Annotated in this window: 23 protein-coding genes and 1 other RNA gene; 7 read left to right on the forward strand and 17 right to left on the reverse strand. The window is 57.9% G+C overall.

Features of this window, described 5'->3' with window-relative positions; all coding sequences use genetic code 11:
- Positions 1-75: 75 nt before the first annotated feature.
- Genes EY643_RS18505 through EY643_RS18520 form a run of 4 tightly spaced genes read right to left on the reverse strand, consistent with a single transcriptional unit; the run spans position 76 to position 4,450 of the window.
- Positions 76-1,299, reverse strand: coding sequence for a UbiH/UbiF/VisC/COQ6 family ubiquinone biosynthesis hydroxylase (locus tag EY643_RS18505; protein ID WP_153240645.1), 1,224 nt, complete (start codon positions 1,297-1,299; stop codon positions 76-78).
- A gap of 4 nt (positions 1,300-1,303) precedes the next feature.
- A complete protein-coding gene (gene ubiH, locus EY643_RS18510; protein ID WP_240732760.1) occupies positions 1,304-2,542 on the reverse strand; it encodes a 2-octaprenyl-6-methoxyphenyl hydroxylase in 1,239 nt (412 codons plus the stop codon).
- Positions 2,543-2,545: 3 nt separating this feature from the next.
- Positions 2,546-3,859: a Xaa-Pro aminopeptidase gene (gene pepP, locus EY643_RS18515; RefSeq protein ID WP_153240646.1), complete on the reverse strand. Its 1,314-nt coding sequence runs from the start codon at positions 3,857-3,859 to the stop codon at positions 2,546-2,548.
- Between the two features lie 18 nt (positions 3,860-3,877).
- Positions 3,878-4,450: a UPF0149 family protein gene (locus EY643_RS18520; RefSeq protein ID WP_153240647.1), complete on the reverse strand. Its 573-nt coding sequence runs from the start codon at positions 4,448-4,450 to the stop codon at positions 3,878-3,880.
- A gap of 149 nt (positions 4,451-4,599) precedes the next feature.
- Here EY643_RS18520 and EY643_RS18525 point away from each other — a divergent pair, with 149 nt between their 5' ends.
- From EY643_RS18525 to EY643_RS18540, 4 genes are all read left to right on the forward strand, one after another.
- Positions 4,600-4,800 (forward strand): TIGR02449 family protein, encoded by a 201-nt coding sequence (locus EY643_RS18525; RefSeq protein ID WP_153240648.1) that lies wholly within the window; start codon positions 4,600-4,602, stop codon positions 4,798-4,800.
- A 4-nt stretch (positions 4,801-4,804) separates the two neighbouring features.
- Entirely contained in the window at positions 4,805-5,131 is a 327-nt protein-coding gene (locus EY643_RS18530; protein ID WP_153240649.1) for a cell division protein ZapA, read from the forward strand.
- A 67-nt stretch (positions 5,132-5,198) separates the two neighbouring features.
- A non-coding RNA gene (gene ssrS, locus EY643_RS18535) (6S RNA) lies at positions 5,199-5,378 on the forward strand.
- Positions 5,379-5,386: 8 nt separating this feature from the next.
- A complete protein-coding gene (locus EY643_RS18540) occupies positions 5,387-5,971 on the forward strand; it encodes a 5-formyltetrahydrofolate cyclo-ligase (RefSeq protein ID WP_153240650.1) in 585 nt (194 codons plus the stop codon).
- A 17-nt stretch (positions 5,972-5,988) separates the two neighbouring features.
- Here the strand turns inward: EY643_RS18540 and EY643_RS18545 are convergent, their stop codons facing one another.
- Positions 5,989-6,135 carry a hypothetical protein gene (locus EY643_RS18545; RefSeq protein WP_153240651.1) on the reverse strand — a complete coding sequence of 49 codons (147 nt, stop codon included), beginning with the start codon at positions 6,133-6,135 and terminating at the stop codon, positions 5,989-5,991.
- A 149-nt stretch (positions 6,136-6,284) separates the two neighbouring features.
- Positions 6,285-7,826 carry a threonine ammonia-lyase, biosynthetic gene (gene ilvA / locus EY643_RS18550; protein WP_153240652.1) on the reverse strand — a complete coding sequence of 514 codons (1,542 nt, stop codon included), beginning with the start codon at positions 7,824-7,826 and terminating at the stop codon, positions 6,285-6,287.
- A 142-nt stretch (positions 7,827-7,968) separates the two neighbouring features.
- Here ilvA and rpiA point away from each other — a divergent pair, with 142 nt between their 5' ends.
- Positions 7,969-8,643, forward strand: coding sequence for a ribose-5-phosphate isomerase RpiA (gene rpiA, locus EY643_RS18555; RefSeq protein WP_153240653.1), 675 nt, complete (start codon positions 7,969-7,971; stop codon positions 8,641-8,643).
- Between the two features lie 2 nt (positions 8,644-8,645).
- Here the strand turns inward: rpiA and EY643_RS18560 are convergent, their stop codons facing one another.
- The gene (locus EY643_RS18560; protein WP_153240654.1) at positions 8,646-9,374 is read right to left on the reverse strand and encodes an acyltransferase; all 729 of its coding nucleotides are present in this window, start codon (positions 9,372-9,374) and stop codon (positions 8,646-8,648) included.
- Between the two features lie 133 nt (positions 9,375-9,507).
- Here EY643_RS18560 and trmB point away from each other — a divergent pair, with 133 nt between their 5' ends.
- The gene (gene trmB, locus EY643_RS18565; protein WP_240732761.1) at positions 9,508-10,176 is read left to right on the forward strand and encodes a tRNA (guanine(46)-N(7))-methyltransferase TrmB; all 669 of its coding nucleotides are present in this window, start codon (positions 9,508-9,510) and stop codon (positions 10,174-10,176) included.
- Positions 10,177-10,212: 36 nt separating this feature from the next.
- Positions 10,213-11,019, forward strand: a complete 807-nt coding sequence (cysE, locus tag EY643_RS18570; protein WP_153240655.1) for a serine O-acetyltransferase — start codon at positions 10,213-10,215, stop codon at positions 11,017-11,019.
- On the opposite strand, the gene hemE is transcribed toward cysE, so the two are convergent.
- The 10 genes from hemE to EY643_RS18620 all read right to left on the reverse strand — a co-directional run bounded on the left by hemE (position 11,020) and on the right by EY643_RS18620 (position 24,748).
- Entirely contained in the window at positions 11,020-12,090 is a 1,071-nt protein-coding gene (gene hemE, locus EY643_RS18575) for a uroporphyrinogen decarboxylase (RefSeq protein WP_153240656.1), read from the reverse strand.
- Positions 12,091-12,122: 32 nt separating this feature from the next.
- A complete protein-coding gene (locus tag EY643_RS18580; RefSeq protein ID WP_153240657.1) occupies positions 12,123-13,544 on the reverse strand; it encodes an FAD-dependent oxidoreductase in 1,422 nt (473 codons plus the stop codon).
- Positions 13,545-13,556: 12 nt separating this feature from the next.
- Complete coding sequence (gltB, locus tag EY643_RS18585; protein WP_153240658.1) at positions 13,557-17,996, reverse strand: glutamate synthase large subunit; 4,440 nt, start codon at positions 17,994-17,996, stop codon at positions 13,557-13,559.
- 131 nt (positions 17,997-18,127) lie between these two features.
- Positions 18,128-19,216, reverse strand: a complete 1,089-nt coding sequence (gene aroB / locus EY643_RS18590; protein WP_153241122.1) for a 3-dehydroquinate synthase — start codon at positions 19,214-19,216, stop codon at positions 18,128-18,130.
- Between the two features lie 72 nt (positions 19,217-19,288).
- On the reverse strand, positions 19,289-19,804 hold the full coding sequence (gene aroK, locus EY643_RS18595; protein ID WP_153240659.1) for a shikimate kinase AroK: 516 nt from the start codon (positions 19,802-19,804) through the stop codon (positions 19,289-19,291).
- A complete protein-coding gene (locus EY643_RS18600; RefSeq protein ID WP_240732762.1) occupies positions 19,804-21,918 on the reverse strand; it encodes a type IV pilus secretin PilQ in 2,115 nt (704 codons plus the stop codon). Before EY643_RS18600 ends, aroK begins: the two co-directional genes overlap by 1 nt.
- A gap of 58 nt (positions 21,919-21,976) precedes the next feature.
- Positions 21,977-22,510: a pilus assembly protein PilP gene (locus EY643_RS18605; protein WP_420841629.1), complete on the reverse strand. Its 534-nt coding sequence runs from the start codon at positions 22,508-22,510 to the stop codon at positions 21,977-21,979.
- A complete protein-coding gene (locus EY643_RS18610) occupies positions 22,507-23,115 on the reverse strand; it encodes a type IV pilus inner membrane component PilO (protein ID WP_153240661.1) in 609 nt (202 codons plus the stop codon). The genes EY643_RS18605 and EY643_RS18610 overlap by 4 nt, the downstream gene beginning before the upstream one ends.
- A 2-nt stretch (positions 23,116-23,117) precedes the next feature.
- Positions 23,118-23,684 (reverse strand): PilN domain-containing protein, encoded by a 567-nt coding sequence (locus EY643_RS18615; RefSeq protein WP_153240662.1) that lies wholly within the window; start codon positions 23,682-23,684, stop codon positions 23,118-23,120.
- Positions 23,684-24,748, reverse strand: a complete 1,065-nt coding sequence (locus EY643_RS18620) for a pilus assembly protein PilM (protein ID WP_153240663.1) — start codon at positions 24,746-24,748, stop codon at positions 23,684-23,686. Before EY643_RS18620 ends, EY643_RS18615 begins: the two co-directional genes overlap by 1 nt.
- Positions 24,749-24,897 lie beyond the last annotated feature (149 nt).

The following is a 24,897-nucleotide window of genomic DNA, read 5'->3' on the forward strand; positions in this document are numbered from 1 at the left end:
TCCTCGATAAATATCAGATAGTGGCCACGGGGGCGCTCAGCGGCTAATTCTAGCGGGGCGCAGAGGAAACTCAACCTATATACCCATCGCATGCCGCATCAATCGTCGCTTCAGGGGCGCAATACTGCCCACGCCGCGCATCCCGGCATTGCGCAACCAGCGCACCGGCGGTGAGCGATCGGCGAACAGACGCTTGAATCCATCCATTGCGCCCATCATCAACAAATTCTCGCCTTTGCGCTGGCGTTGATAGCGAGCCAGCACCTCAGTCGAACCCGGCGAGAGGCCCGCGCTGCGCGCCCGCAACAGCTCCCCGGCGAGGGCTTCAACGTCCAGCAAGCCGAGGTTAATGCCCTGCCCTGCCAGCGGATGGATGGTGTGAGCGGCATCGGCTACAAGCGCGACCCCCGGCTGCACATAATCCACGGCGTGGCGCTGGCGCAGCGGGAAAGCGAAGCGCCTTGATACACCGACGACGCCACCGAGACCATGCTCAAACGCCGCACTGAGCTCGGCGCAAAAAGCCTCGTCTTCCATAGCCATAAGTGGGTCCACGCGATCGTTTTCCAGCGACCAAACAATGGAACACAGATGAGAGCCCTCCTCACCAGGCAGTGGCAACAAGGCCAGCGGCCCGGTGGGGAGAAAGCGCTGCCAAGCCGTCTGTTGGTGCGCCTCAGCCAGCGCCACCGTGGCGACAATCGCCTGATGTCCGTAGTCCCACTCACGGGTGGTGTAATCCATCAGCGAGCGGATTCGGGACAGGGCGCCATCCGCCCCGACAACAAGCTCGGCCTCTATTTCCTTGACCGGGCCATCGCCATTCTCCAATTGCAAGATCACATGGCCATCGTCCCCACGGTGACAATCTGCAACGCGCTCTGGGCTCAGACAGCTGACATCAGACGCAGCCAACACCTGCTCAAGCAGCGCATCCACAACCGCCCGGTTCTCGACAATATGGCCCAGTGCCGGCACACCCAGCTCGGAAGCATCGAACTCGATACGGCCGGTTCCATCGCCATCCCACACCGTCATATGTCGGTAGGCGCAGCTGCGGTAGGCCTCTATTGCACTCCGAGCGCCCAGGCTTTCGAGAAAACGGATCGACTGCGGCGTCAGTGCACTCACCCTGGCATCGAAGTCATTCAGCCCGGCCGAAGCGGGCAGTTCTCGCCGCTGCATAGGCTGAGCTTCAATCACAGCAATGCGATAGCCGCTGCCGGAAAGCGCCAACGCCATGGCTGAACCGGCTATCCCTGCACCCACAATGACAATATCGAACTGCTGCCTGGCCATTTCGCTATTCCCCCAGCGCCGCGACACCCGCGGCCTGATTGACAAACTCCCGCTTCAGGGCCGGCAGAAAATCGAGCCCCGAAAGAGCCAGGTCTCGGGCGAGCCCAAGCAATGGATCGGCCTGCATGAACAGGGCCGGAAGACGATCACTGAATTCGATGGTGCGCTGCTGGTCTGCCTGCTGTAAGCGCTCATAGCGCTGCAGCACATTCAAATCGCCCAGGCCCTCGCCCTCCTCAACCGCCCCGGCGAGCACCCGCGCCAGCTCTGCCACGTCGCGCAAGGCGAGGTTGTAGCCCTGGCCTGCCACAGGGTGCAGGGCGTGCGCCGCATTGCCCATGACGACAACGCCCTGACGCACTTGTTCCGGACAGTGAACAAGCGACAAGGGATAGCTGTGGCGCTCACCAACCCGGGTGAGCCTGCCAAGCCGATACCCAAAACGAGCCTGCAGGCGGGACAGAAACTCTTCGTCACTGCTCGCCATAAGCTCCGCGCCCTCTTCTGGGGACACCGTCCAAACCAGGGCGCTGCGGTGGCGAGCCTCACTCACCGCCGGAAGCGGAAGCATGGCCAGCGGGCCGAGGGAAGTGAACCGCTCATAGGCACGCCCTTCGTGAGGCTGCGCAGTGGCGATATTGGCAATCAGGGCCTGTTGCCGGTAGGGCTTCTCGCTGACAGCGACGCCCAGCGACTCGCGCAGGCCCGAGGCTGCCCCATCGGCCACCACCAGCAGCGAAGCGCTCAATTCGCCACCCTGCTCACCGGCCAACTCAAGCCTCACACCATCGGTGCCGGTTTTCGCCGCCAGGACCTTACAGGGGCTGCGCACCTCGACCCGGCCCTGCTGGTACAAGGCCTGAATCAGCGCATTACCCAGCCAGGCGTTTTCAACGACATAGCCAAGCGCTTCCCAACTGTGACTCGCGGTATCCATCAGGGTGCTGCCAAAACGGCCGCGACTGGAGACATGAATAGTCTCGATCGGGCACAGGTATTGCGCCAGGCTGGGCCACAGCCCTATCTGCTCATAAATCAGGCGGCTGCTATAACTGAGCGCGGTCGAACGCGCATCAAAGGCAGGATGATACGCCGGGCGATGCCCTGGCTCGGGCTGCGGGAAAGGGAAGCCCTCAATAAGGCAGATACTGACGTCCGCCGGAAGGCTATGAGCGAGATGCATGGCGAGACTGATCCCGACCATGCCACCTCCGGCGATAACAATGTCCCGGTGCTCGACCACCGGTCAGCTCGCCATCAAGGCTTCAATGCCCGCCACGCTGCGGGGCACCGCATCCGTGAGAATTTCACATCCGTCCTGGGTCACCAGCACATTGTCCTCTATGCGAATGCCAATTCCACGCCATTTACGTGGCACACTGGCGTTGTCAGGGGACACATAAATTCCGGGTTCGATCGTCATTACCATCCCCGGCTCCAGCACGCGCCACTCCTCACCGACCCGATAATCACCCACATCGTGCACATCCAGGCCAAGCCAATGGCCGACCTTGTGCATGTAAAATTCACGGTAGGCCTGTGACGCTATCAGCGCGTCCACGTCGCCATCCAGCAAGCCCAGCTCTACCAGGCCGCCGGTAATCGCCCGAACACTGGCATCGTGGGACTGATTGAAGTGGTTGCCAGCGCGTACCTGCTCGATTGCGGCGCTATGGCCAGCAAGCACGACCTCATACAGCGCACGCTGTTCTGGGGAAAATCTGCCCGAGACAGGAAAGGTACGGCTCACATCGGCAGCGTAGTATTCGAACTCACAGCCCGCGTCGACCAGCACAAGGTCGCCCTCTCGCATCCGGGCGCTGTTCTCCACATAGTGCAGGGTACAGGCATTGCGGCCACTGCCGACAATACTCAGATAAGCTGGATGACGAGCACCGCCGCGGACAAATTCATGGTGCAGCTCACCCTCCAACTCGTACTCGAACTGATCGGGTTCGCAGAACCTCATGATCCGGCGATGAGCAGCGGCGGTGATCTCTCCCGCACGGCGCATGATGCGCTGCTCGGCTGCGCTCTTGATCAGGCGCAGGTCGTGCAGCATGTGATCGAGATCGGTGAACTCGCCGGGGGGTACCGCACCGGTGGATTCCTTGGAACGTATGGTGTTCACCCAATCCATAATCTGCTGATCAAAGCGGGAGCTGCGCCCCATGGAGTAGTAAACGCGCTCCCGCCCCTCAATCAGGCCGGGCAGTATGTCGTCAACGTCACCCACAGGAAACGCATCGTCAGCGCCGAAGCGACGGCACAGCCCATCGGGACCCGCTCGCTGGCCGTGCCAGAGTTCGGACTGTGGGTCACGCTCCGGGCAAAAGACCACGTATTCCCCGTGCTCTCGGCCGGGAATGAGCACCAGCACCGAGTCGGGTTCCTGAAAGCCTGAAAGATAGTAGAAATCGCTGTCCTGACGGAACGAATATTCAGTGTCGCGGCTGCGTAATTGCTGCCGCGCAGAGGGGATGATGGCGATACTGTTTGGCTCCATAAGGGCCATCAAATTGCGCCGGCGACGCTTGTATTCGCTATTGCTGATTTTCATGCGCGACGATCCGCTGAGCTAGTGCAACTGAGGTTCAGGAGCCTCAGGACCATCGACCCGGCTGTCCATGAACAGGTTGAGCACCGCAAAGCGCAGATATTCCACAATCTCGGTGTAGCTGCCCTCCGACTCTTCCTCCTCTGCGTCGTCATCGATGGAAGCCTCGGCGATAGCTGCCATATCGCGCAGAATTTCGCTGCTGTCCTGACCCACCTGGCGCTGGTTAGCCTGCGCAAAACCGGCCAGAAAACCATTGCACCATCGCGCGAGCTCGCCCGTGCGCGAGCTGATCTCGACCTCGTCGTCCGGCAACAAGGGGTGAAAATCGAACTCCTCGTCTTCCAGCGCCTCAGCGCTGACTTTGTAGAGTTGCAACACCTGCCCTGCCAGTTCGCCATGCAAACTGACCTCCAGCGCCTGTTGCAGCTGAGCGAGGCCCGCTTCAGCTTCCGCCGGCGCTCCGGCAGCCAACAGGCCGCAAAGGCAGCCGTGTAGTTGTGACGGGGAGTTGTCGAGTCCCTGTTCCAGCAAGTGGTTGGCAACTTCATCAAAATCGAATACAAAGTTGCCGCTGTCGTGATCGTCGAACATGTCTGGTTCTCGAGGTGCGCTGCCTACAGTTACAGCCGTTTGCAACAATGTCGGGCAGGCTATTGATTTTCATTGCTTTTACTTCGTTGACGGCTGTGCGAAGCGCCCTTATAGTAAAGTCCCAATCAAGCTAACACCAGTATAACTCCATGGCGGATAAGCAACTGCAGGATCTGGAACAGAAAATCGACCAGTTAATCGAGCTGTGCAAGGAGTTGAACCGGGAAAACCAGGCCTTGAAGGCGGAGAATGCCGGTTGGCTGGCAGAGCGCCAGGACCTGATCGACAAGAACGAGCTCGCGCGCTCAAAGGTCGAAGCCATGATCAACCGCCTGCGCACAATGGAGTGATCCCGTGAACCAGCCCAACACCGTCACGGTAAAAATTCTCGACAAAGACTACCAGGTCGCCTGCCCGCCAGAGCAGGAAGCCGAACTCGTGGTCTCTGCAAAATACCTGGACAAACAGATGCGCAGCATCCGTGAGACCGGCAAAGTCATCGGCCTTGAGCGCATCGCGGTCATGGCCGCCCTGAATATCAGCTATGAATTGCTACAGGCCTCCGAGGGTGGCGACGGCAAGCTGGACATTGCCCCAGACCCCGCGCCAGAGGCGGTTACCAGCCTCAACCGCAAACTTGACGACGCCCTTTACCAGCTCCGCCAACTAGAAATCGGCTGACCCCATTCTTACTTTGGCCTGAAATTCAAGGGCGCATCACAGCTATCGAGTGCGTATAATCGCCTCCGGATCCCTGGCGTATGCGCCAGGCAGACAGTCCTCGAGCCGATAAATTTGTATCAGGGGGCTTCCAGCCATTGTTGGTGTGCAAGTCCGGCGCGACCGGAAAGCCTTATACAGTGCGGGGGCCTCCACCTTGAACCATCGGGTTCAAGGGCAGTGCTGTCAGCGGTACGCCGGGAATCTCTTTTCATCATGTCTTCAATCGCCTCTACAAAAACTGCATTACGCCAGGACCTCAGGGCCGCCAGGCGCCAACTGCCGGATGCGGCAAGAGCCGAAGCAACGCAGCAACTGGCGCTGCATATCACCCGGCTCCCCGGGTGGCAGAGCTTCCAGGGCATTGCGCTCTATCTGGCCACAGACGGGGAGATTGACACATCAGCGATCTCGGAACTCGTTCTTGCCGCGGGCAAGCGCCTGTACTTGCCCGTTGTTGCCGAAGGCGGAACACTGGAATTTGCCCGCTGGGGTGGTACCACCAAAGGCACACAACTTAATCGATACGGGATTCGCGAACCGGATACTCACAGCCCTCGTATCGCCACCGAGGCGCTGGACTGTATCTGCTTGCCGCTGGTTGGCTGGAGCACTGACGGCTCAAGGCTGGGCATGGGGGGCGGTTATTACGATCGCACGCTGGCGAATGCAACTGGACCGATCAAAACAGGGCTGGGGTTCGAATTGCAGCGGCAGGAAACCCTGCCCAGGGAAAGTTGGGACGTACGGTTAGATTTTGTCGCCACCGAAACGAATCTCTACTCCTGCAAAGAGCAGTAAATTCACGGGCCGAGAAATCAGTCCCGGATTATTACTCCGGCCTGTAGTTCTGAAGCAGGTGCAGCGACAGTGTTGTTCGCGGCCATGGGCAACATCAGGGTTACCACAACGCCCATTCCGAACACAGCCATCAGTACCAACATCAGGTCAGGTTTGCTTTTCACGCTTGTATCACTCTCTTATTTGCTACGGGTGCGGCTTTCTCACGAAGCCGTCACTGTTCTTATCGTTAGCCTGAGCAACGACTAACTTTTGTGATTATTTCACAAAAGCCATGAATGTCCAGAGTATGACCAAAAAAAGCAGGGATATTTTAATTTTCTCCTGACTCGGGCCGCTGACCGAGGTAGAGCTGATAGGCGCGATTCTCGGTTTCATCCCAGTAACGGAATCCAATATCGTCCATAACGCTGCTGAAAGCCTTGCGCTCAGCGGCCCTCACCTGCACTCCCACAAGAATACGGCCGTACGCTGCACCGTGGTTGCGATAGTGGAACATCGAAATATTCCAGGCCTGGCCCAGGCCCGACAGAAACTTCGCCAGTGCGCCGGGGCGCTCCGGGAATTCGACCCGGTAGACGCGCTCGTTGGCAACCGCATCCGGCACGTGGCCACCCACCATGTAGCGCACATGAAGTTTGGCGACCTCATTTTCCGTCAGGTCTTCGACCTCGTAACCCTTCTTGGCGAGCTCACTCAACAGGCTCTCGAGATCGTCGCCGCCAGGGACCACAGACACACCCACGAACACCTGGGCTGAACCGGCATCCGCATAGCGGTAGTTGAACTCGGTGATATTGCGCCGCCCGAGAACGCCGCAGAAAGCGCGGAAGCTACCGGGACGCTCGGGGATGGTGACACTGAGCACCGCCTCGCGCTGCTCGCCAATTTCGGTGCGCTCCGAGATATAGCGCAGGCGATCAAAATTAGTATTGGCGCCGGAAACAATCGCGAGCAAATCCTTGTCTTCGCAACCCTCTCGCTCGGCATATTTTTTCAGGCCGGCAAGCGCCAGCGCTCCTGCAGGCTCAGCAATACTCCGCGTGTCTTCAAAGATGTCCTTGATTGCCGCGCACATCTCGTCGGTGGACGCGGTGATCACCTCGTCCACCGTTTCGCGGATAACCCGGAAGGTCTCCTTGCCGACCTGGGCGACGGCACAGCCATCGGCGAACAAACCCACTTCGGGCAGCGTTGCACGACGCCCACGGTCTAGCGCCAGCTTTAAACAGGCGGCATCTTCCGGCTCAACACCGATAATTTTTGTCTGCGGCCACACGTACTTCACATAGGCGGCCACGCCGGCGAGCAAGCCGCCGCCCCCCACTGGCACAAAAAGCACATCCAGTGGCGCCTGGTGCTGGCGCACAATTTCCATACCCACGGTGCCTTGACCCGCGATCACGTCCGGGTCATCAAAGGGATGCACGTAGGTCATACCTTTTTCTTTCACCAGACGGTCGGCGTGGGCTGCAGCCTCATCGTAGGAATCGCCATGCAGCACAACACGCGCCCCACGGCCGCGCACGGCATCCACCTTGATCAGTGGTGTGGTGCGAGGCATCACGATTGTCGCCTTCACCCCCATCTTCTGCGCGGCCATAGCCAGGCCCTGGGCATGGTTACCCGCCGAGGCTGCAACAACACCGCCGGCGCGCTGCGCTTCACTCAAGCGATGCATCTTGTTGTAGGCTCCGCGCAACTTGAACGAGAACACGGGCTGCAGATCCTCGCGCTTCAGCCACACCCGGTTGCCAGTGCGTTGCGACAACAACGGCGCCTGATCCACCGGCGTCTCCCGGGCCACATCGTAGACCCGCGCGTCGAGGATGCGCTTGATATAGGACTGAGGCATAGTCTGCTGCTGCCTGTAATTGAACGGAACAGGAGATGTTAATGGAGGTGGGGCCCATTTTCAGCCCCGCCGCTTGGTATTATTGGTGATCGCTGCAAGCGCCTGACCTATAATGGCCCCGCCCCAGCAGGAGAGATTTGGAATGACTCAGGACGAACTGAAGCAGGCGGTAGCGGAAGCTGCCCTGGAATACATCCGGCCAAAACTGGATGACGATTCCGTGATCGGCATCGGCACCGGCTCAACGGCCAACATGTTCATTGACGCGCTGGGCGGAATCAAAGGCCAGGTCAACGCCTGTGTGGCCAGTTCCGAGGCCTCGGCGGATCGCCTGAAGAGTCACGGGATTCCAGTCTACGACCTCAACGTCGTGGATAAGGTCGATTTCTATATCGACGGCGCCGATGAGAGCAACGCCGCCTTACAACTGATCAAAGGCGGTGGCGCGGCGCTCACCAGAGAGAAAATCGTCACCGCCGTGGCCGAGGAATTCATCTGTATCGCCGACGAATCCAAACTTGTGCATACCCTGGGCACGTTCCCGCTGCCCGTAGAAGTGATCCCCATGGCACGCAGCCACGTCGCCCGCGAGCTGGTAAAGCTGGGAGGAGATCCGATTTATCGCGAGGGAGTCATCACCGACAACGGCAATATTATTCTGGATGTATACAACTTTGCCATTCCCCAGGCCCTGGCCACCGAGGCGAAGATCAACGGCATCACCGGTGTCGTGACCAACGGCCTGTTCGCCCTTAAACCGGCAGATGTGTTGTTGTTGGGGACCAGTGAGGGCGTCAAAACCCTGCGTGCAGAATAGCGTTACCGCTTTAGCTTTGAGCCGGGATACACAACCGACCAGAGCCAGCGCCAGAAGCTATTGCCCTCCAGTACTTCGGCATTGATCGCATCGAAAAAACGCTCCAGTTCTGCAGGGTTAGCAAAGTAGTCCATGCGCGTGGTGAACTCCCGCTCCGGGTCCAACTCCTTGACCACCTTGGCCGGATTCCCGGCTACCACCACGTTGGCTGGCACGTCTCTGGCCACGACTGCGCGGGCCGCCACTACTGAATTCTCGCCAATCGTGACTCCCTTGAGTACGGTAGCGTGATCTCCCAGCCAGACGTTCTTGCCGATATGGACCGGGGTCGGCCGCGGATCGCGCTCGGTCCGATCGTAGATCTGGTGCCAGTCTGAATCCGTCACATAGGCGCCATTGGCAAACATGGTGCCATCGCCGATGGTTATTTCATCTGACGCGCTGATCCGGGATCCGGGGCTCATTAGCACGCAGTCACCAATCTCGAGCCGCCCCTGTCCCTCCTCGCGCCCCCAGACACCGAGCTCCACCCGGTGCATGGGCTCTCCGATGGCTGTGAACGAACGGCCTATGCGGATGTTATTTCCGGAGATTTTCACGTACCAGGGTTTCATAATCGTGTGGTACGGGCCCAGTGATTCACACTCGGGGCGCAGAAAGTATTCCGCGTACCAATAGCGAAAACGAAGATAGAGTTTTTTCAGCCACCAGGGCCGCAGATCTTTACGCATGGCAAGTTGAGTTCATGGCGAATGAGTTCATAGACAGTCGAGTTGATGGAAAGGCATGTCCAGTGTGCAGCCTTCCTGCCGGCAGGTATGATGGCAGCACCCGTCACCGACAGCAATCGCAGAGCCGTTAAACGTGTCCCAGTCTGACTATTCGCGCCCGGTCACCAGCAATCAGCCAGGGCTGCATCCCCGCCTCGCTGAGACCGTCACCCGCCATATGCAGCATGCGTTCAGGCGACCCGTTGCGCCCCATTCCCGACAAGCCTACCAAACACTGACAGAGCGCCTGTCGCGACAGCCAATGCCACTGGTACTGGATTCGTTCTGCGGCACCGGCCAGAGCACCGCAGAACTCGCCCGCCGGCACCCCGAACACCTCGTGGTCGGCATTGACCAATCTGCGCATCGCCTGGAAAAGCACGAGTCCAGCGATGCCTGCAACTACCTGTTGTTGCGCGCAGAGGCAGAAGACATCTGGCAGCTTCTACTCGCAGACGGACACAGCGCGGGCTATCACTATCTGTTCTACCCCAACCCCTGGCCCAAAGCCAAACACCTGCAGCGGCGCATTCATGGCCACGCAAGCTTCCCCTGGCTGCTCCGCCTGGGAGGCATCATTGAACTCCGCTCCAACTGGCAGGTCTACGTTGAGGAATTCGGTACCGCCATGCACATGGCGGGACTGCGAGGCTGTATCGACCGAATTAGTGGCGATCCGGCCATCACCCTGTTTGAGAAAAAGTACCGCGACAGCGGACACGCGCTCTGGCGCTGCTTGCTTACCGTGACGAAATCGTCGTAATGGGCTAAAGTCCCCGGTCCAATTGGAGGAGACGCAATGACTGCGACGCAAGCCGACCCAGTGTGGGAACGCATCCACAGCGAAACTGCGAAGCACGCCCAGGAAGAACCCCTGCTGGCGAGTTTTCTGCATTCCACCATTCTCAACCATCACACCCTCGAGTGTGCGCTGAGCTTCCATCTGGCAAATCAACTGGACAGCCCCACCGTGTCCTCCCTGCTGCTACGGGAAGTCATTCTGGAAGCCATGCAGAAAGATGCCTCTATCCGCCAGGCTGTACGGGCAGACCTTATGGCGGTCGTCGATCGCGACTCGGCCAGCCAGGAACTGTATGTCCCGTTTCTCTATTTCAAAGGCTTCCACGCCTTACAGAGTCATCGCATCGCACACTGGCTGTGGAAAAACGGCCGCGAATCCATGGCCCTGTTCTTCCAGAACCGAATCTCGGTGAAATTTGGCGTCGATATTCACCCGGCGGCTCAGCTGGGCAGGGGTATCATGCTGGACCACGCCACAGGCCTGGTTATCGGTGAAACCGCGGTCGTGGGTGACAACGTGTCGATTCTGCAGTCGGTGACCCTTGGCGGCACCGGCAAGGACGACGGCGACCGCCATCCGAAAATTGGTGACGGCGTGTTAATCAGTGCAGGGGCAAAAATTCTCGGCAACATCAAAGTTGGCGAAGGCGCCAAGGTCGGCGCTGGCAGCGTGGTGCTGGAAGAAGTGCCACCCCACACGACGGTGGCAGGTGTTCCGGCCAAAGTCGTGGGGCGCCCCGCAACCGACGCACCAGCATTGGATATGAATCACGATTTCTGCTGCGACGAAAACGCCGCCTGCTGATCAGTCGGCCAGGTGATACTGTGGCGAGAGCTCTACCACCGCGTCCACAAACGCGGTTACGTGATCCGGATTGATCCCTGGAGTAATACCGTGACCCAGATTGAAGACATGCCCGGTGCCGTGGCCGTACCCAGCCAGGATTAAAGCCACTTCGTCACGAATTCGCGCCGGGGAGGCATGCAGCATAGCCGGGTCCATATTACCCTGCAGGGCGACCTTGTCACCGACCAGCACGCGCGCGGTAGCGATATCGGTAGTCCAATCGATACCCACACCCTGGGCGCCACATTCAGCGATGGCATTCAGCCACTGACCGCCACCTTTGGTGAACACAATCACCGGCACCTTGCGACCATCTGCTTCGGTGGGCAGGCGCGAAATCACGCGCTGCATGTATTTAAGCGAAAACTCCTTGTACGCGGCAGCGCTCAGACTGCCACCCCAGGTGTCAAAAATCTGCACCGCCTGGGCGCCCGCCTTGATTTGCGCCGCCAGATAGTCGGCCACTGCGTCCGCCAGCAATGCCAGCAGACCGTGCATAAGCTCCGGCTTGTCATATGCCATCGCCTTTACATTGGCAAAGTCCTTGGAGGAACCACCCTCAACCATATAGGTCGCCAGGGTCCAGGGACTTCCCGAGAAACCAATCAGCGGAACCGATCCGTTGAGTTCCTTGCGAATCGCGCTCACCGCGTTCATGACGTAGGCAAGGTCGTCTTCCACCTTGATATCGTTCAACCCAGCCAGATCTGCCTCGCTGCGCACGGTTTTATGAAACTTGGGACCCTCGCCTTCTTCAAAGTACAGGCCCAGACCCAGCGCATCAGGCACCGTGAGAATATCGGAAAAGAGGATAGCCGCATCCATTGGGTAGCGGCGCAGCGGCTGCATGGTCACTTCACAGGCGAGCTCAGTGTTTTTACACAGGTCCAGGAACGAACCCGCCTCCTTGCGCGTGGCCCGGTATTCAGGCAGATAGCGGCCGGCCTGGCGCATCATCCATATCGGCGTGCGATCGACGGGCTGGCGCAACAGTGCGCGGAGAAAACGGTCGTTCTTGAGTTCAGTCATCAATGTGTCCTGATAGGAATCGCCGAGGCGGATTAAACGTCCAGGTAATCGAGAATACCTTCAGCGGCCTCACGACCTTCCCAGATGGCAGTCACGACCAAGTCGGAACCGCGAACCATGTCGCCACCGGCAAATATTTTCGGGTTACTGGTCTGGAACTTGTAGGTCTGGTGCTCCTGGGCAACAACACCGTTCCAACTATTGAGTTCGACGCTGACATCATCCAGCCAGCCGGGAGGACTGGGCTGAAAACCAAAGGCGATGATCACCGCATCCGCTTCCAGCACCTCTTCGGAACCGGGAATTGGCTGGGGGCGACGGCGGCCGTCGGCATCGGGCTCACCGAGTTCAGTGGTAACCACTTTGATCCCGCACGCCTGGCCGAAGTATTCGACAACTTCCACGGGCTGGCGATTGTAGAGAAACTCAACCCCTTCCTCATTGGCATTCTTCACCTCGCGACGGGAACCGGGCATGTTTTCCTCATCGCGACGATAGGCGCAGATAACTTTGTCAGCACCCTGACGCACAGCTGTACGCACGCAATCCATAGCAGTGTCACCGCCACCGAGCACGATGACGCGCTTGCCGCGCAGATTCACATAAGCCTCGGAATCCTGCTCAAAACCCAGGTTGTGGTTCACGTTGCCGACAAGGTAAGGGAGCGCCTCGTAAACACCTGGCAGGTCTTCACCCGGGAAGCCCCCCTTCATATAGGTGTAGGTACCCATGCCCATAAACACGGCATCGTACTGATCCAATAGCTCGCTGATCTGCACATCAGATCCGATCTCGGTATTGAGGCGGAATTCAACACCCATACCCTCGAACACCTCTCGGCGACGCACCATGACCTCTTTTTCCAGCTTGAATTCGGGGATCCCGAAGGTAAGCAGACCGCCGATTTCCGGATAGCGGTCGAATACCACAGGTTTCACACCGTTGCGCGCCAGGATATCGGCGCAACCCAATCCCGCAGGGCCAGCGCCAATGATCGCGACCTTCTTGCCAGTGTCGACCACATCGGACAGATCAGGACGCCACCCCATCGCCAGCGCGGTGTCGGTAATATATTTCTCGGAAGCACCGATGGTAACGGCACCAAAGCCATCATTCAGGGTACAGGCTCCCTCACACAGGCGATCCTGGGGACACACCCGGCCGCAGACCTCCGGCAGGGTATTGGTCTGGTGCGAGAGCTCAGCTGCCTCGAACAAATTGCCCTCGGATACCAGCTTCAACCAGTTCGGAATAAAGTTGTGCACCGGGCACTTCCATTCACAATAGGGGTTGCCGCACTCAAGACATCGATGCGACTGCTCAGCCACCTGATCCTTGGTAAAGGGCTTATAGATTTCGACATACTCGGACTGGCGCGACTGAATCGCTTTTTTGTCCGGGTCATTACGACCCACATCGATAAACTGAAAATTGTTTGCCAGGCGATTACTCATAATCAATTACCACTAGTCGGTGTTACGCAGACGGGACAGCAGGCGATCGAACTCAGCTGCCTTGGGCTTAACCAGCCAGAACTTGCCAACGTAATCTTCAAAGTTGTCCAACAGATGGGAGCCCCACTCGGACCCTGTCTCTTCCACAAACTCGCGAATATTATTGCGCAGGTGGTTTCGGTACGGCTCCATATACTCAGCACTGACCCGATGGATTTCCACCAGTTCACTGTTGTACTTGTCAATAAACGTCCGGTCCATATCCAGCACATAGGCGAAGCCGCCGGTCATACCCGCACCGAAGTTCACACCTGTGGGACCAAGCACTGTCACGTTTCCGCCGGTCATATACTCACAGCAGTGATCACCCGCGCCTTCCACTACCGCGTGGGCGCCGGAGTTGCGTACGGCGAAGCGCTCGCCGGCGATACCTGCGGCAAACAGCCGGCCGCCAGTCGCACCGTAGAGGCAAGTGTTACCAATGATCGAGGTTTCCTGCGACTTGAACTCGCTGACCCTGGGCGGGTAGATAACCAGCTTGCCACCTGCCATGCCCTTGCCGACATAGTCATTTGAGTCGCCTTCGAGGTACATGTGCAGGCCGCCGGCGTTCCACACACCAAAGCTCTGGCCAGCGGTGCCGGTCAGGCGCAATACCAATGGGTTCTCTTCCATGCCGGGATTGCCATAGCGGCGAGCGATTTCACCTGACAGACGCGCGCCGATAGAACGGTCACAGTTGCAAACCTCGAACTCAAACTCGCCACCCGTGTTTGCTTCGATGGAAGCGAGGGTAGCGGCTACCATTTTCTCGGCAGTCTCGCCCTTGTCGAAAGGATCATTGGAGGAGACCTGACAGAACTCGGGCTGGCCAGCGGCGGCCTCATCCTTGTGCAGAATCGGCGCCAGGTCCAGGCCTGCCTGTTTGTCAGTATCACCCGGTAGAATCTCGAGCAAATCGGTGCGGCCAATAAGCTCTTCCAGAGACCGCACACCCAGCTTCGCCAACCATTCGCGGGTCTCTGTAGCGATAAAGGTGAAGAAGTTCACCACCATCTCCACGGTGCCGTTGAAGTGATCGTCGCGCAGCTTCTGGTGCTGGGTGGCAACACCCGTGGCACAGTTATTCAGATGACATATACGCAGGTATTTACAGCCCAGGGCAACCATTGGGCCGGTACCGAAACCAAAACTTTCCGCGCCCAGGATCGCAGCCTTGATAACATCCAGGCCGGTTTTAAGACCACCGTCTGCCTGCAGGCGAATCGCACCGCGCAGATTATTACCACGCAGGGTCTGCTGAACCTCCGCCAGGCCCAGCTCAAAGGGTGAGCCAGCGTAACGGATAGAGGTGAGTGGGCTCGCCGCGGTGCCACCGTCATATCCTGAGATGGTAATCAGGTCGGCGTATGCCTTGGCTACACCTGCGGCAATGGTGCCGACGCCGGGTTCGGATACCAGCTTGACCGACACCAGCGCCTGGGGGTTGACCTGTTTCAGGTCAAAGATCAATTGAGCGAGATCTTCAATCGAGTAAATATCATGGTGCGGCGGCGGTGAAATCAGGGTCACGCCTGGCACCGAGTAACGCAGACGGGCAATCAGGTCGTTCACCTTACCGCCTGGCAGCTGGCCGCCTTCGCCGGGCTTGGCGCCCTGAGCCACCTTGATCTGCAGGACTTCGGCATTCACCAGATAATGCGGAGTCACTCCGAAACGACCGGAAGCGATCTGCTTGATCTTGGACATACGCTCGGTGCCGAAACGCACCGGGTCCTCACCACCTTCACCGGAGTTTGAACGCGCTCCCATGCGGTTCATCGCCGCTGCCAGCGCCTCGTGAGCCTCTGGGCTAAGCGCGCCCAGGCTCATACCAGCAGAGTCGAAACGCGGCAGGATATCTTCCACCGGCTCTACATCTTCAATGCTGATACCGCTGCCCTCAACCGGGCGCAGCAGGTCGCGCAGGGTAGCGACAGGGCGTTCATTCACGAGAGCGGCATAGCGTTGGTAATCTGCGTAATCGCCACTGGCTACCGCCTGCTGCAGGGTCATCACGACATCGGGGTTATAAGCGTGGTACTCCTGACCGTGAACATACTTGAGGAGCCCGCCCTGCTCGATGGTCTTGCGAACACTCCAGGCGCGCTTGGAAAGCAGCTTCTGTTCAGCTTCAAGCTGAGCAAACCCGGAGCCCTCTATACGGGAAGCAACACCGCAGAAGGACAGGTCGACAACTTCGCGCGACAAGCCCACCGCTTCAAACAGCTGTGCACCGCGGTATGAGGCCACCGCCGAAATGCCCATCTTGGACATGATCTTCAGCAGGCCTTTGTTGATACCTTTGCGGTAGTTCTTGTAACAGATACTGGGCTCGCCCAGCACTTCGCCACAGCGAATCAGCTCTTCCAACACGCTGTAAGCCAGGTAGGGGTATACGGCTGTCGCACCGAAACCCAGCAAGCACGCGATCTGGTGAGAGTCGCGCGCACTGGCAGTCTCAACCACAATATTGCACTCGGCGCGCAGGCCCTGCTTGATCAGGTGGTGGTGCACGGCGCCGGTGGTCAGCAGGCTGTGAATCGGCAAGCGACCACTGGCAATGTCCCTGTCAGACAGCACCAGAATAGTGCTCCCGCTATTCACCGCCTGTTCAGCTTCGGCAACCACCGCGCGTACACCCTGCTCCAGGCTCATCTCGTCCTGGTTGTAGGTGCAGTCAATTTTCTGCAACTGGAAGCCAGGGCGGTCCAGGTTTAACAGGCTTGTGAACTTACCCTGAGATAGCACAGGGGACGTCAGGATCACTCGATCGGCGTGCTCGGGGCCTTCATGAAACAGATTTTTTTCGCCACCGAGATCAGTCTCCAGCGACATAACGATGGTTTCGCGCAGGGGATCAATTGGCGGGTTGGTCACCTGGGCAAACTTCTGCCGGAAATAGTCGTACAGTGAGCGCTCCTTGCGCGAGAGCACTGCCATGGGAGTATCGTCACCCATGGAACCAACGGCCTCATTGCCCGACTCTGCCAGCGGCCGCAACACCTGGTCGCGCTCCTCATAGCTGACCTGGAACATCTTCATATAAGCATCGAGCTGCTCTCGCTCGATACCGGAAATCATCTCGCTACCGAAGGTCCCCTCGATACGCTGGGCCTTTTCCTTGAGCCAGCGCTTGTAGGGCTGGGCGCTCTTGAGGCGATTGTCGATATCTTCAGTTTGCAGCAACTCACCCGTCTGGGTGTCGACCATGATCATCTGCCCGGGACCGACCCGGCCTTTCGCGACCACATCTTCCGGCTTGTAGTCGTAGGTGCCGATCTCGGACGCCAGGGTGATGAAGCCATCTTTCGTCTTCACCCAACGCGCCGGACGCAGGCCATTTCGATCCAGCATGCAAACAGCGTAGCGGCCATCGGTCAGTACAACCCCCGCGGGGCCATCCCAGGGCTCCATGTGCATGGAGTGATATTCGTAGAACGCCTTGAGGTCCGGGTCCATCAGCTCCATGTTCTGCCATGCGGGTGGAATGAGCATGCGCAGGGCACGAGCCATATCCACACCGCCAGTGAGCAGCACGTCGAGCATATTGTCCATGCTGGACGAGTCTGAGCCGGTGCGGTTTACCAGCGGGGCGATGTCCTTGATATTAGGCAGGCGATCGGTTTCGAAACAGGCGGTGCGCGCCTCTGCCCAGTTGCGGTTACCCGCGATAGTGTTGATCTCGCCATTGTGCGCCATCAACCGGAACGGCTGGGCCAGCGGCCACTTGGGCATGGTATTGGTAGAGAACCGCTGGTGGAACACACAGATCGCAGTTTCCAGTCGCTCGTCGGCCAGGTCGCCGTAGAACTTCGGCAGATCCACTGGCATGACCAGGCCTTTATAGGAAATGACGCGCCCGGAGAGACTACAGATGTAGTAGTCCTCATCTTGTTCACAGGCCATCTCGGCCTTGCGCCGCGCGACAAAGAGCTTGGTGGTGAGTTCTATCTCGGACACGCCAGGGGCATCAATGAATACCTGCTCAATCCGCGGCAGTGATTCAAGTGCGATTTCGCCACAGACGGAATCGTCAGTAGGCACTTCGCGCCAGCCAAGCACTACCAGGCCCTGGTCAGTCAGCGCAACTTCCGTCGCCTCTCGGGCCGCTTTCGCTGCAGCCTCGTCGCGGCTGAGAAAAATTTGACCGACTGCAAACAGGTCGGATAAAGACGCACCGAAACACTCATCGGCCAGCGTGGCCATGAACTGGCGGGGCATTTGCAACAGCAGGCCGCAGCCGTCACCTGTCTTGCCATCCGCGGCAATACCGCCGCGGTGGGTCATGCAGGTGAGGGATTCAATCGCCGTCTGCAGCAGGCGATGGCTGGCATCGCCCGATGTGTGGGCAATCAAGCCAAAACCGCAATTGTCGCGGAACTCTTCAGGTCTATACAGGCCTGCGCTCATAGTCAGTCCAGAATATCTATTGAAAACAACAAGTTACACCGAAACCCCAGCCATGAAACTCAGCTCGGGGCAAAAGGGGGAGCTTATTTTACACAGATGACCTGTGGTGAACAAACACCCTGCTTTTGGGGTCAGGAAGCGCGGGGGAAGGTCTCCAGCAGAGCGGTCAATTCAGACTCGCTGGCATCATCAACAATAGCCGCCTGACCTATGGCTGATAGCAAAACAAGACGCATGCGGCCGTCGATCACCTTCTTGTCGCGACCCATTAAATCGAGAAACTGCCCCGGGGTCATATCGGCCGGCTGCGCTACCGGGAGCTGCATCTTTAGCAATAACTCGCGAAACGCCTCAACTTCAACGCGATCTATCGAACCGCGTCGGGCCGACATTTCTACTGCAAGCAGCATGCCAGTCGCCACCGCCTCACCGTGCAGCCAGTTGCCGTAGCCCTGGGCTGTCTCTATGGCGTGGCCAAAGGTATGGCCAAGGTTGAGGATGGCTCGCAGCCCGCCTTCGCGCTCGTCCGCCGCCACCACGGCGGCCTTACTCGCACAACTGCGCTCTATTGCTTCAGCCAACGCGGCCTCTTCCCGCGCCAACAGCTTGGCAATATGCTCCTGCAGCCAGCGATAGAATGGTTCATCGCATATCAGCCCGTATTTCACAACTTCGGCAAGCCCGGCGGCAAATTCACGGGGCGGCAGGGTCTGCAGGGTATTGGTGTCGATGAACACAGCCTGCGGTTGATAGAACGCACCAATCATATTCTTGCCCAACGGGTGGTTCACCGCCGTCTTGCCGCCGACCGATGAGTCCACCTGCGCCAGCAACGTGGTGGGCACCTGAACAAAGTTAACGCCGCGCTGATAGCAGGCAGCGGCAAAGCCAGTGATATCACCCACAACGCCTCCGCCCAGCGCAACCAGCGTAGTACTGCGGCTGTGGCGATCCGCCATGATCCTGTCGAATATCTCATTGAGGGTCGCCAGCGATTTATGCGCCTCCCCATCAGGCAGGATGATCTCGGTCACGAGGTCACGCTCGCCGATAGCTGCCCGCAGCTTATCGAGATAGATCGGTGCCACCGTATCGTTACTGACGATTACCACCTGGCTGCCGTTGATGTGCTGCCCGATCAGCGCTGCATCGGACAGCAAATCGCGCCCGATGTACACGGGATAGCTGCGTTCGCCCAGGTCGACAGAGAGCGTATGTATGATCAGGGACACGGCGTCACCTCAGAAGATTACATCAGGGAGGGGCATGATAAGCCCCGCAGGCGCGACTGCCTAGCGGCTTGTCAGTTCCCGGACCAGCCGCTGGGCAACCGTGCGGGGGCTACAACTGTCGGTTTCGATGACATGGTCGGCAATTTCACGGTAGAGCGGGTCGCGAATCGCGAAGAGATCGCGCAGTACTTGCTCGGGTTCACCCTTTTGCAGCAACGGGCGCTTGCGATCCTTGCGGGTGCGACGCACCTGCTCCTCCAGAGAGGCATACAGGTAGATAACAAAACCACGGGAACCAAGCACACGGCGATTGTCCGGGCGCATCACCACGCCTCCGCCTGTTGCCAGTACCGCGTCGTCCCACAGGGTCATTTCCTCGACCACTTGTTGCTCTCGATCGCGGAAGCCCTCCTCGCCCTCGACATCGAAAATCCAGGGAATATCCGCGCCAGTGCGCGATTCAATTTCGGTATCGGTATCGGCGAACTGGAGTTTCAGATGGTCGGCGAGGTATTTGCCAATGGTAGACTTGCCGGCCCCCATAGGGCCGACAAGGAAAACTCTATTGAGGGTCATTAGTCCAGCAGAGTGTCCGCGAGGATCTTCGGCGTGATGAAGATCAGGGTCTCTGTCTTGGTCTTGGAGATTGAAGAGCTGCGGAAGAAGGCCCCGATGTACGGGATATCGCCAAAGAACGGCACCTTGTTCACTGACTCAAGATCCTCGGTCTTGAACACACCACCGAGCACCACGGTCTCACCGTTACCGACAAGCACCTGGCTGTTCAGCTCAGTCGTATCGATCGAGGGAATAAAGCCACCGCGACCAGAAGGCACGAGATCACCAACGGAGTCCTGCTTGATTACCAGATCGAGCATGATGCGGTCATCCGGCGTGATATTCGGGGTCACATCCAGCTCCAACACCGCCTCTTTAAACGAGGTCGAGGTGGCGCCAGATGCGGAGGCTTCCTGATAGGGGATCTCGGTACCCGACTTGATATTGGCCTGCTGCTTGTCACCGGTAATCACTTTCGGCTGCGATACAACTTCACCTTCACCGGCAGCTTCCAGGGCGGAGAGCTCGGCAGTCAGGAACAGATCGTCGCTGGTAAAGCCCACCGCAAAGCCACTGGTGCTGGCCACGCCCAGATCTACCAGGAGGGCTCCTGGGTAAGAAACGCTCGGGGTAGTGCCATTGATCACAGATTGATTCAGGCCGGCCACATTAGCGGTATCGCCAGAGATAGAACCAATGTTGCCATTCAGGTCGGGCTCAAGGTAGCCGCCACCCCATTCGATACCCAGGTTGTGAGTGAGGTCAGATTGCGCAATCACAATGCGTGACTCAATCATGACCTGGCGCACAGGGATGTCGACCAACTCAATAAGATCGCGAATCTCTTCCAACTTGGTCGCTGTATCGGTGATGATCAGTGAGTTGGTGCGAGCATCAACAACAACAGAGCCCCGCGACGAGATAAGGCTCCCGCCTTCCTCGGAACCGGCCTTGAACAGCTTCGTCACCTGGCTGGCCTTCGCATAGCGTATGCGCACGAACTCAGACACAAGCGGAGCCAATTCAGCAATCTGTTTGTTCGCTTCAATTTCCTGGCGCTCACGCTCGGCAATCTCAGCCGCAGGAGCAACCATCAGCACGTTGCCCACCATACGTTTGTCCAGGCCCTTGGTCTTGAGGACCAGCTCCAGCGCTTGGTCCCAGGGCACGTTTTGCAGACGCAGGGTAATGCGCCCGCGCACCGTATCACTGGCAACGAGGTTCATTTCGGTAAAGTCGGCGATGAGCTGTAGCACCGCTCGCACCTCGATATCCTGGAAGTTCAACGAGATGCGGTCGCCCACATAGGCAAACTCTTTACGGCGCTCTTCCATCTCCCTGGCACTGAGGGGCTTGACGCTGAGCACGTATTCATTATTCGTCTGGTAAGCGAGGTAATCGAAATCACCGGCCGTCTTCAGCGTCAAGGTGGCGCCACGCTCAGTGGTATTCACATCAACACTCTGCACGGGTGTCGCAAAATCTGTGACGTCGAAACGACGCATCAGGCGTTCGGGCACAGCAGTGTCGATAAACTGTACCTTGATATCGCCGGCCTCACTGAAGACGTTCACGTCCACCGATGGATCAGTCAGCTCGAGCGTCAGACGGCCTTCGCCATCACCCGTGCGCTGGAACTGCAGGTCGCTGATTTCGGACTCGACTTCTGCCACAGGTGTGACCTGAGTCGGCAGGGCAGTAGGATCCGTGGCCGGCTTGACATAGTCGTCGCCATCCTGACCCACGACGAGGAACATGCTGTTCCCCTCAACGCGCGTCTCGTAAGGCACCAGCTTGACAAGATTTACCACCATGCGCGTGCGATCACCCGATTCGAGCACAACAACACCAGTGGCGTTGCCGTAGGGTAAGGAATAGCGTTTGCGGTCCAGTTCCGAACTCGCCCCCGGGAAGTCCATCGCAATACGCGCGGGTTTTTCAATGGTATATGCCGTGGCTTCGGGCGGAGGTTCGTTGAAATCCAGTCGCACCTCGAACTTGCTGCCCGGCCGCGAGCTGAACTCGATATCTTCTATTACCGGCTCCGCCTGGACGGCCAACGCAAACACACCTAATACGGTGCCTGCGATAGGCCGCAACCATTTCCCTGTTGTGATTCTTCCTTTGCCCACGGCCTTTGTCCCCAAGATATGTTTTTTAATTGACATGGCAGTCACTCATGGCCCCGGCTCAAATGCCGGATAACTTTATTGTTCGCGGCCGTTCTACCCAGCCGTCTGCACTACCATCACTCACGATCTCGATCACAGCGACATAGGTGTCGGTGGTTTCAGTGATCTTGCCATGATGACGGCCCAGATAATTCCCGATCGACACGCGATGCACACCCCCACTGGGATCGCGAATCAACACCCAGTTGCTTTCGCGACCGTCCAGGGTGCCGACCATCCGCAGAGAGTCGAAAGTAAATTGTTCCAGAAATTCCTTGGCGCGATTTTCATCGGGCTTGATCGCACTGACTGCCTGAAGCTGGGCGATATCGCGCACTTCAACCGGTCGCTCAAAGGGGCTTCGCAGTGTCGTAGCACTGTAGCCAAAGGCCTCGTAGGCCTTGAAAGTCGGAATCGGCTCGATGACACCACCCGGACGAGCGCGTTTTTGCGCCATAAACGTATCCAGATCAGAAAAGTCAGGCCCACCACAACCAGTCAAAATTAGTGGCAGAACGACGAGCGCGGCATATCGTTTCAGGGAGTTCATCATTTACTGCCCCCATCCCGATAGCGATAAGTCTTCGCAGTAATACTCATTTTCAGGTTATTCGCATTTCCACTGATGGCAAAGTCATGCAGAGTCACGATCCTGGGCAAAGCCGCAAGGCCACTCACAAAGGCCCCCAGATCGTGGAATGAGCCCGAAGCCTGGATAGCGATAGGAAGCTCGACATAGAACTCGCGAGCCCGCTCCGCTTTGAGATCGATGCTGGAAATCGCGAGGCCATTCAACAACCCCTTGTTGGTGATATCTTCCAACAGGCCAGGCACCTCGGTATTGCTAGGTAGCTGACTAACAAGAGCGCCGAAGGTCTCTTCCATCTCCGCCAGCTGTTTGCGATAGGCATCGAGGTTCGCTGCCTGAAAAGCCTTCTTCTCGAAGTCTTTCTTCAGCTTCTGTTCTTGCTTCTCAACCTTGACCAATTGTTTTTGGAGATCTTCGATGTGGTAGTAGTAGCCGCCAGCCAATACCGCGACAAGCACTACGGCCCAGACGATAAACTTGATCGCAAACGGCCAGCTGCCCACGTTCTCGAAATCGAGGTCGTTAATATCAAACTCGCGCAGGGAGCGCATGGTATCTTCAAAAGCCATGATTACTGCTCCCCCTCGTTATCGGTCTTGGGCGGCTGCACCCGGACCGTCAGATTGAATCTATTGGCCTGACCACCAAATTTGGCGGCGGCATTTACTTTGTCCAGATTCGGAGTTGTTAGCCAATCGGAACCGTCGAGCCGGCGCATCAGGCTGGATACCCGGTTATTCGACTCGGCCACACCAGAGATGGAAATCTTTTTCCCCTTGGCATTGAGGCTCGTGTAGAAAACGCCGTCCGGAACGGTACGCACTATCTGGTCAAGCACTCGCACGATCAGAGGCCGGGTGCCCTGCAACTCCTGAATCACGCGCATCCGGTCTATCAGTTGGTTGCGACGTTTTTGCAGCTGGCGAATTTCCCGCACCTGCTTGTCGAGCTCCTTGATGTTCTGGGTCAGGTAGCCATTGCGCGCTTTTTGGTTATCGATCTGATTGTTCACAATCCGATCACCCAGCAGCAATAAGCCAGCCCCGAACATGGCCACCAGGGCCAGGGTCACAAGAAAATCTCGCTTGAGCTCGGCGCGGCGTTCGTCTCTCCAGGGGAGTAAATTAATCTTCGCCATCAGTCAAAACTCCGCAGGGCAAGGCCGCAGGCAATCATCATGGCAGGAGCGTCGCTGCTCAATGCCACGGCGTTTACCTTTGACGAAATTGACATGTCAGCGAAGGGGTTCGCTACCTTGGTGGGAGTGCCGAGCTTGTCCTGAACCAGTTCCGACAGGCCTTCCATCGAGGAAACCCCACCGGCGAGAATAATGTAGTCGACATCGTTGTACTGACTGGAAGAGAAGAAAAACTGCAGTGAGCGCGCGACCTGCTGCACCACGGCGTCTTTGAAGGGTTCCAATACTTCCGGCTCATAGTCGTCTGGCAAGCCGCCCTGCTTCTTGGCAAGGCCGGCCTCTTCAAGGGGCAGGCCGTAACGACGCATGATTTCGTCCGTCAGCTGTTTGCCGCCGAAAAGCTGTTCCCGTGTATAGATCGTCTGGCCGCCATGGAGCACGCTGAGCGTGGTCATGGTGGCGCCGATGTCGACGACCGCAACAGTGGCGTCGTCATCGAGGTCCAGCTGGCTGCTGATAAGCGAGTATGCCCGCTCCATCGCATAAGCCTCGACATCCATGATTTTAGGTGCGATGTCGGCGCCGTCTATGGCGTCGACCCTGGCGTCAATCGTCTCCCGCCTGCAAGCGGCGAGCAGAACCTCTACCTGCCCGGCATGCTCAGGTGACTCGCCCTGCACCTCGAAGTCGATCGCGACTTCCTCAAGCGGGTAGGGGATGTACTGGTCGGCCTCCAGCGTGAGCTGGGTCTCCATGTCATCCTCACTGAGCCCCTCAGGCATATCAATCATCTTGGTGATGACCGACGATCCCGAGACGGCAGCAGCCGCTGTTTTGAGTTTGGTTCTGGACTGGGCAACGACGTTGCGAATAGCGTTAGCAACGCCATCCACATCGTTCACGTTTTTTTCGATCACCGCGTCCTGCGATAGCGAACTTACCGCATAACTTTCTACGCGGTAGCGATCCCCTGAGTAGCTCAACTCTAGCAACTTGACCGTAGTCGAGCTGATATCAAGCCCCAGAACCGGTGTCGCCTTTCTTTTCCCTATTAGACCAAGCAACTTTTTTCCCTATCAGTATCACTAACTTAGGATGTTTTTATACACCGATACATTAATTGGTAGTTATAACACTGTCGTAAATATATCCAAACGAAAAAAAGGCATATAATTACCAAATGAATGCCCACCCCTGCATACAAAAATATAAC

The organism is Halioglobus maricola (assembly GCF_009388985.1).
GTDB classification, from domain to species: domain Bacteria; phylum Pseudomonadota; class Gammaproteobacteria; order Pseudomonadales; family Halieaceae; genus Halioglobus; species Halioglobus maricola.

Excerpts from the sequence above, each read along its gene's own strand:
- EY643_RS18505 (WP_153240645.1), bottom strand. The coding sequence starts at position 1,299 with ATGGCCAGGCAGCAGTTCGATATTGTCATTGTGGGTGCAGGGATAGCC.
- pepP (WP_153240646.1), bottom strand. The coding sequence starts at position 3,859 with ATGAAAATCAGCAATAGCGAATACAAGCGTCGCCGGCGCAATTTGATG.
- EY643_RS18520 (WP_153240647.1), bottom strand. The coding sequence starts at position 4,450 with ATGTTCGACGATCACGACAGCGGCAACTTTGTATTCGATTTTGATGAA.
- EY643_RS18525 (WP_153240648.1), top strand. The coding sequence starts at position 4,600 with ATGGCGGATAAGCAACTGCAGGATCTGGAACAGAAAATCGACCAGTTA.
- EY643_RS18540 (WP_153240650.1), top strand. The coding sequence starts at position 5,387 with ATGTCTTCAATCGCCTCTACAAAAACTGCATTACGCCAGGACCTCAGG.
- ilvA (WP_153240652.1), bottom strand. The coding sequence starts at position 7,826 with ATGCCTCAGTCCTATATCAAGCGCATCCTCGACGCGCGGGTCTACGAT.
- rpiA (WP_153240653.1), top strand. The coding sequence starts at position 7,969 with ATGACTCAGGACGAACTGAAGCAGGCGGTAGCGGAAGCTGCCCTGGAA.
- EY643_RS18560 (WP_153240654.1), bottom strand. The coding sequence starts at position 9,374 with ATGCGTAAAGATCTGCGGCCCTGGTGGCTGAAAAAACTCTATCTTCGT.
- cysE (WP_153240655.1), top strand. The coding sequence starts at position 10,213 with ATGACTGCGACGCAAGCCGACCCAGTGTGGGAACGCATCCACAGCGAA.
- hemE (WP_153240656.1), bottom strand. The coding sequence starts at position 12,090 with ATGACTGAACTCAAGAACGACCGTTTTCTCCGCGCACTGTTGCGCCAG.
- EY643_RS18580 (WP_153240657.1), bottom strand. The coding sequence starts at position 13,544 with ATGAGTAATCGCCTGGCAAACAATTTTCAGTTTATCGATGTGGGTCGT.
- gltB (WP_153240658.1), bottom strand. The coding sequence starts at position 17,996 with ATGAGCGCAGGCCTGTATAGACCTGAAGAGTTCCGCGACAATTGCGGT.
- aroK (WP_153240659.1), bottom strand. The coding sequence starts at position 19,804 with ATGACCCTCAATAGAGTTTTCCTTGTCGGCCCTATGGGGGCCGGCAAG.
- EY643_RS18605 (WP_420841629.1), bottom strand. The coding sequence starts at position 22,510 with ATGATGAACTCCCTGAAACGATATGCCGCGCTCGTCGTTCTGCCACTA.
- EY643_RS18610 (WP_153240661.1), bottom strand. The coding sequence starts at position 23,115 with ATGGCTTTTGAAGATACCATGCGCTCCCTGCGCGAGTTTGATATTAAC.
- EY643_RS18615 (WP_153240662.1), bottom strand. The coding sequence starts at position 23,684 with ATGGCGAAGATTAATTTACTCCCCTGGAGAGACGAACGCCGCGCCGAG.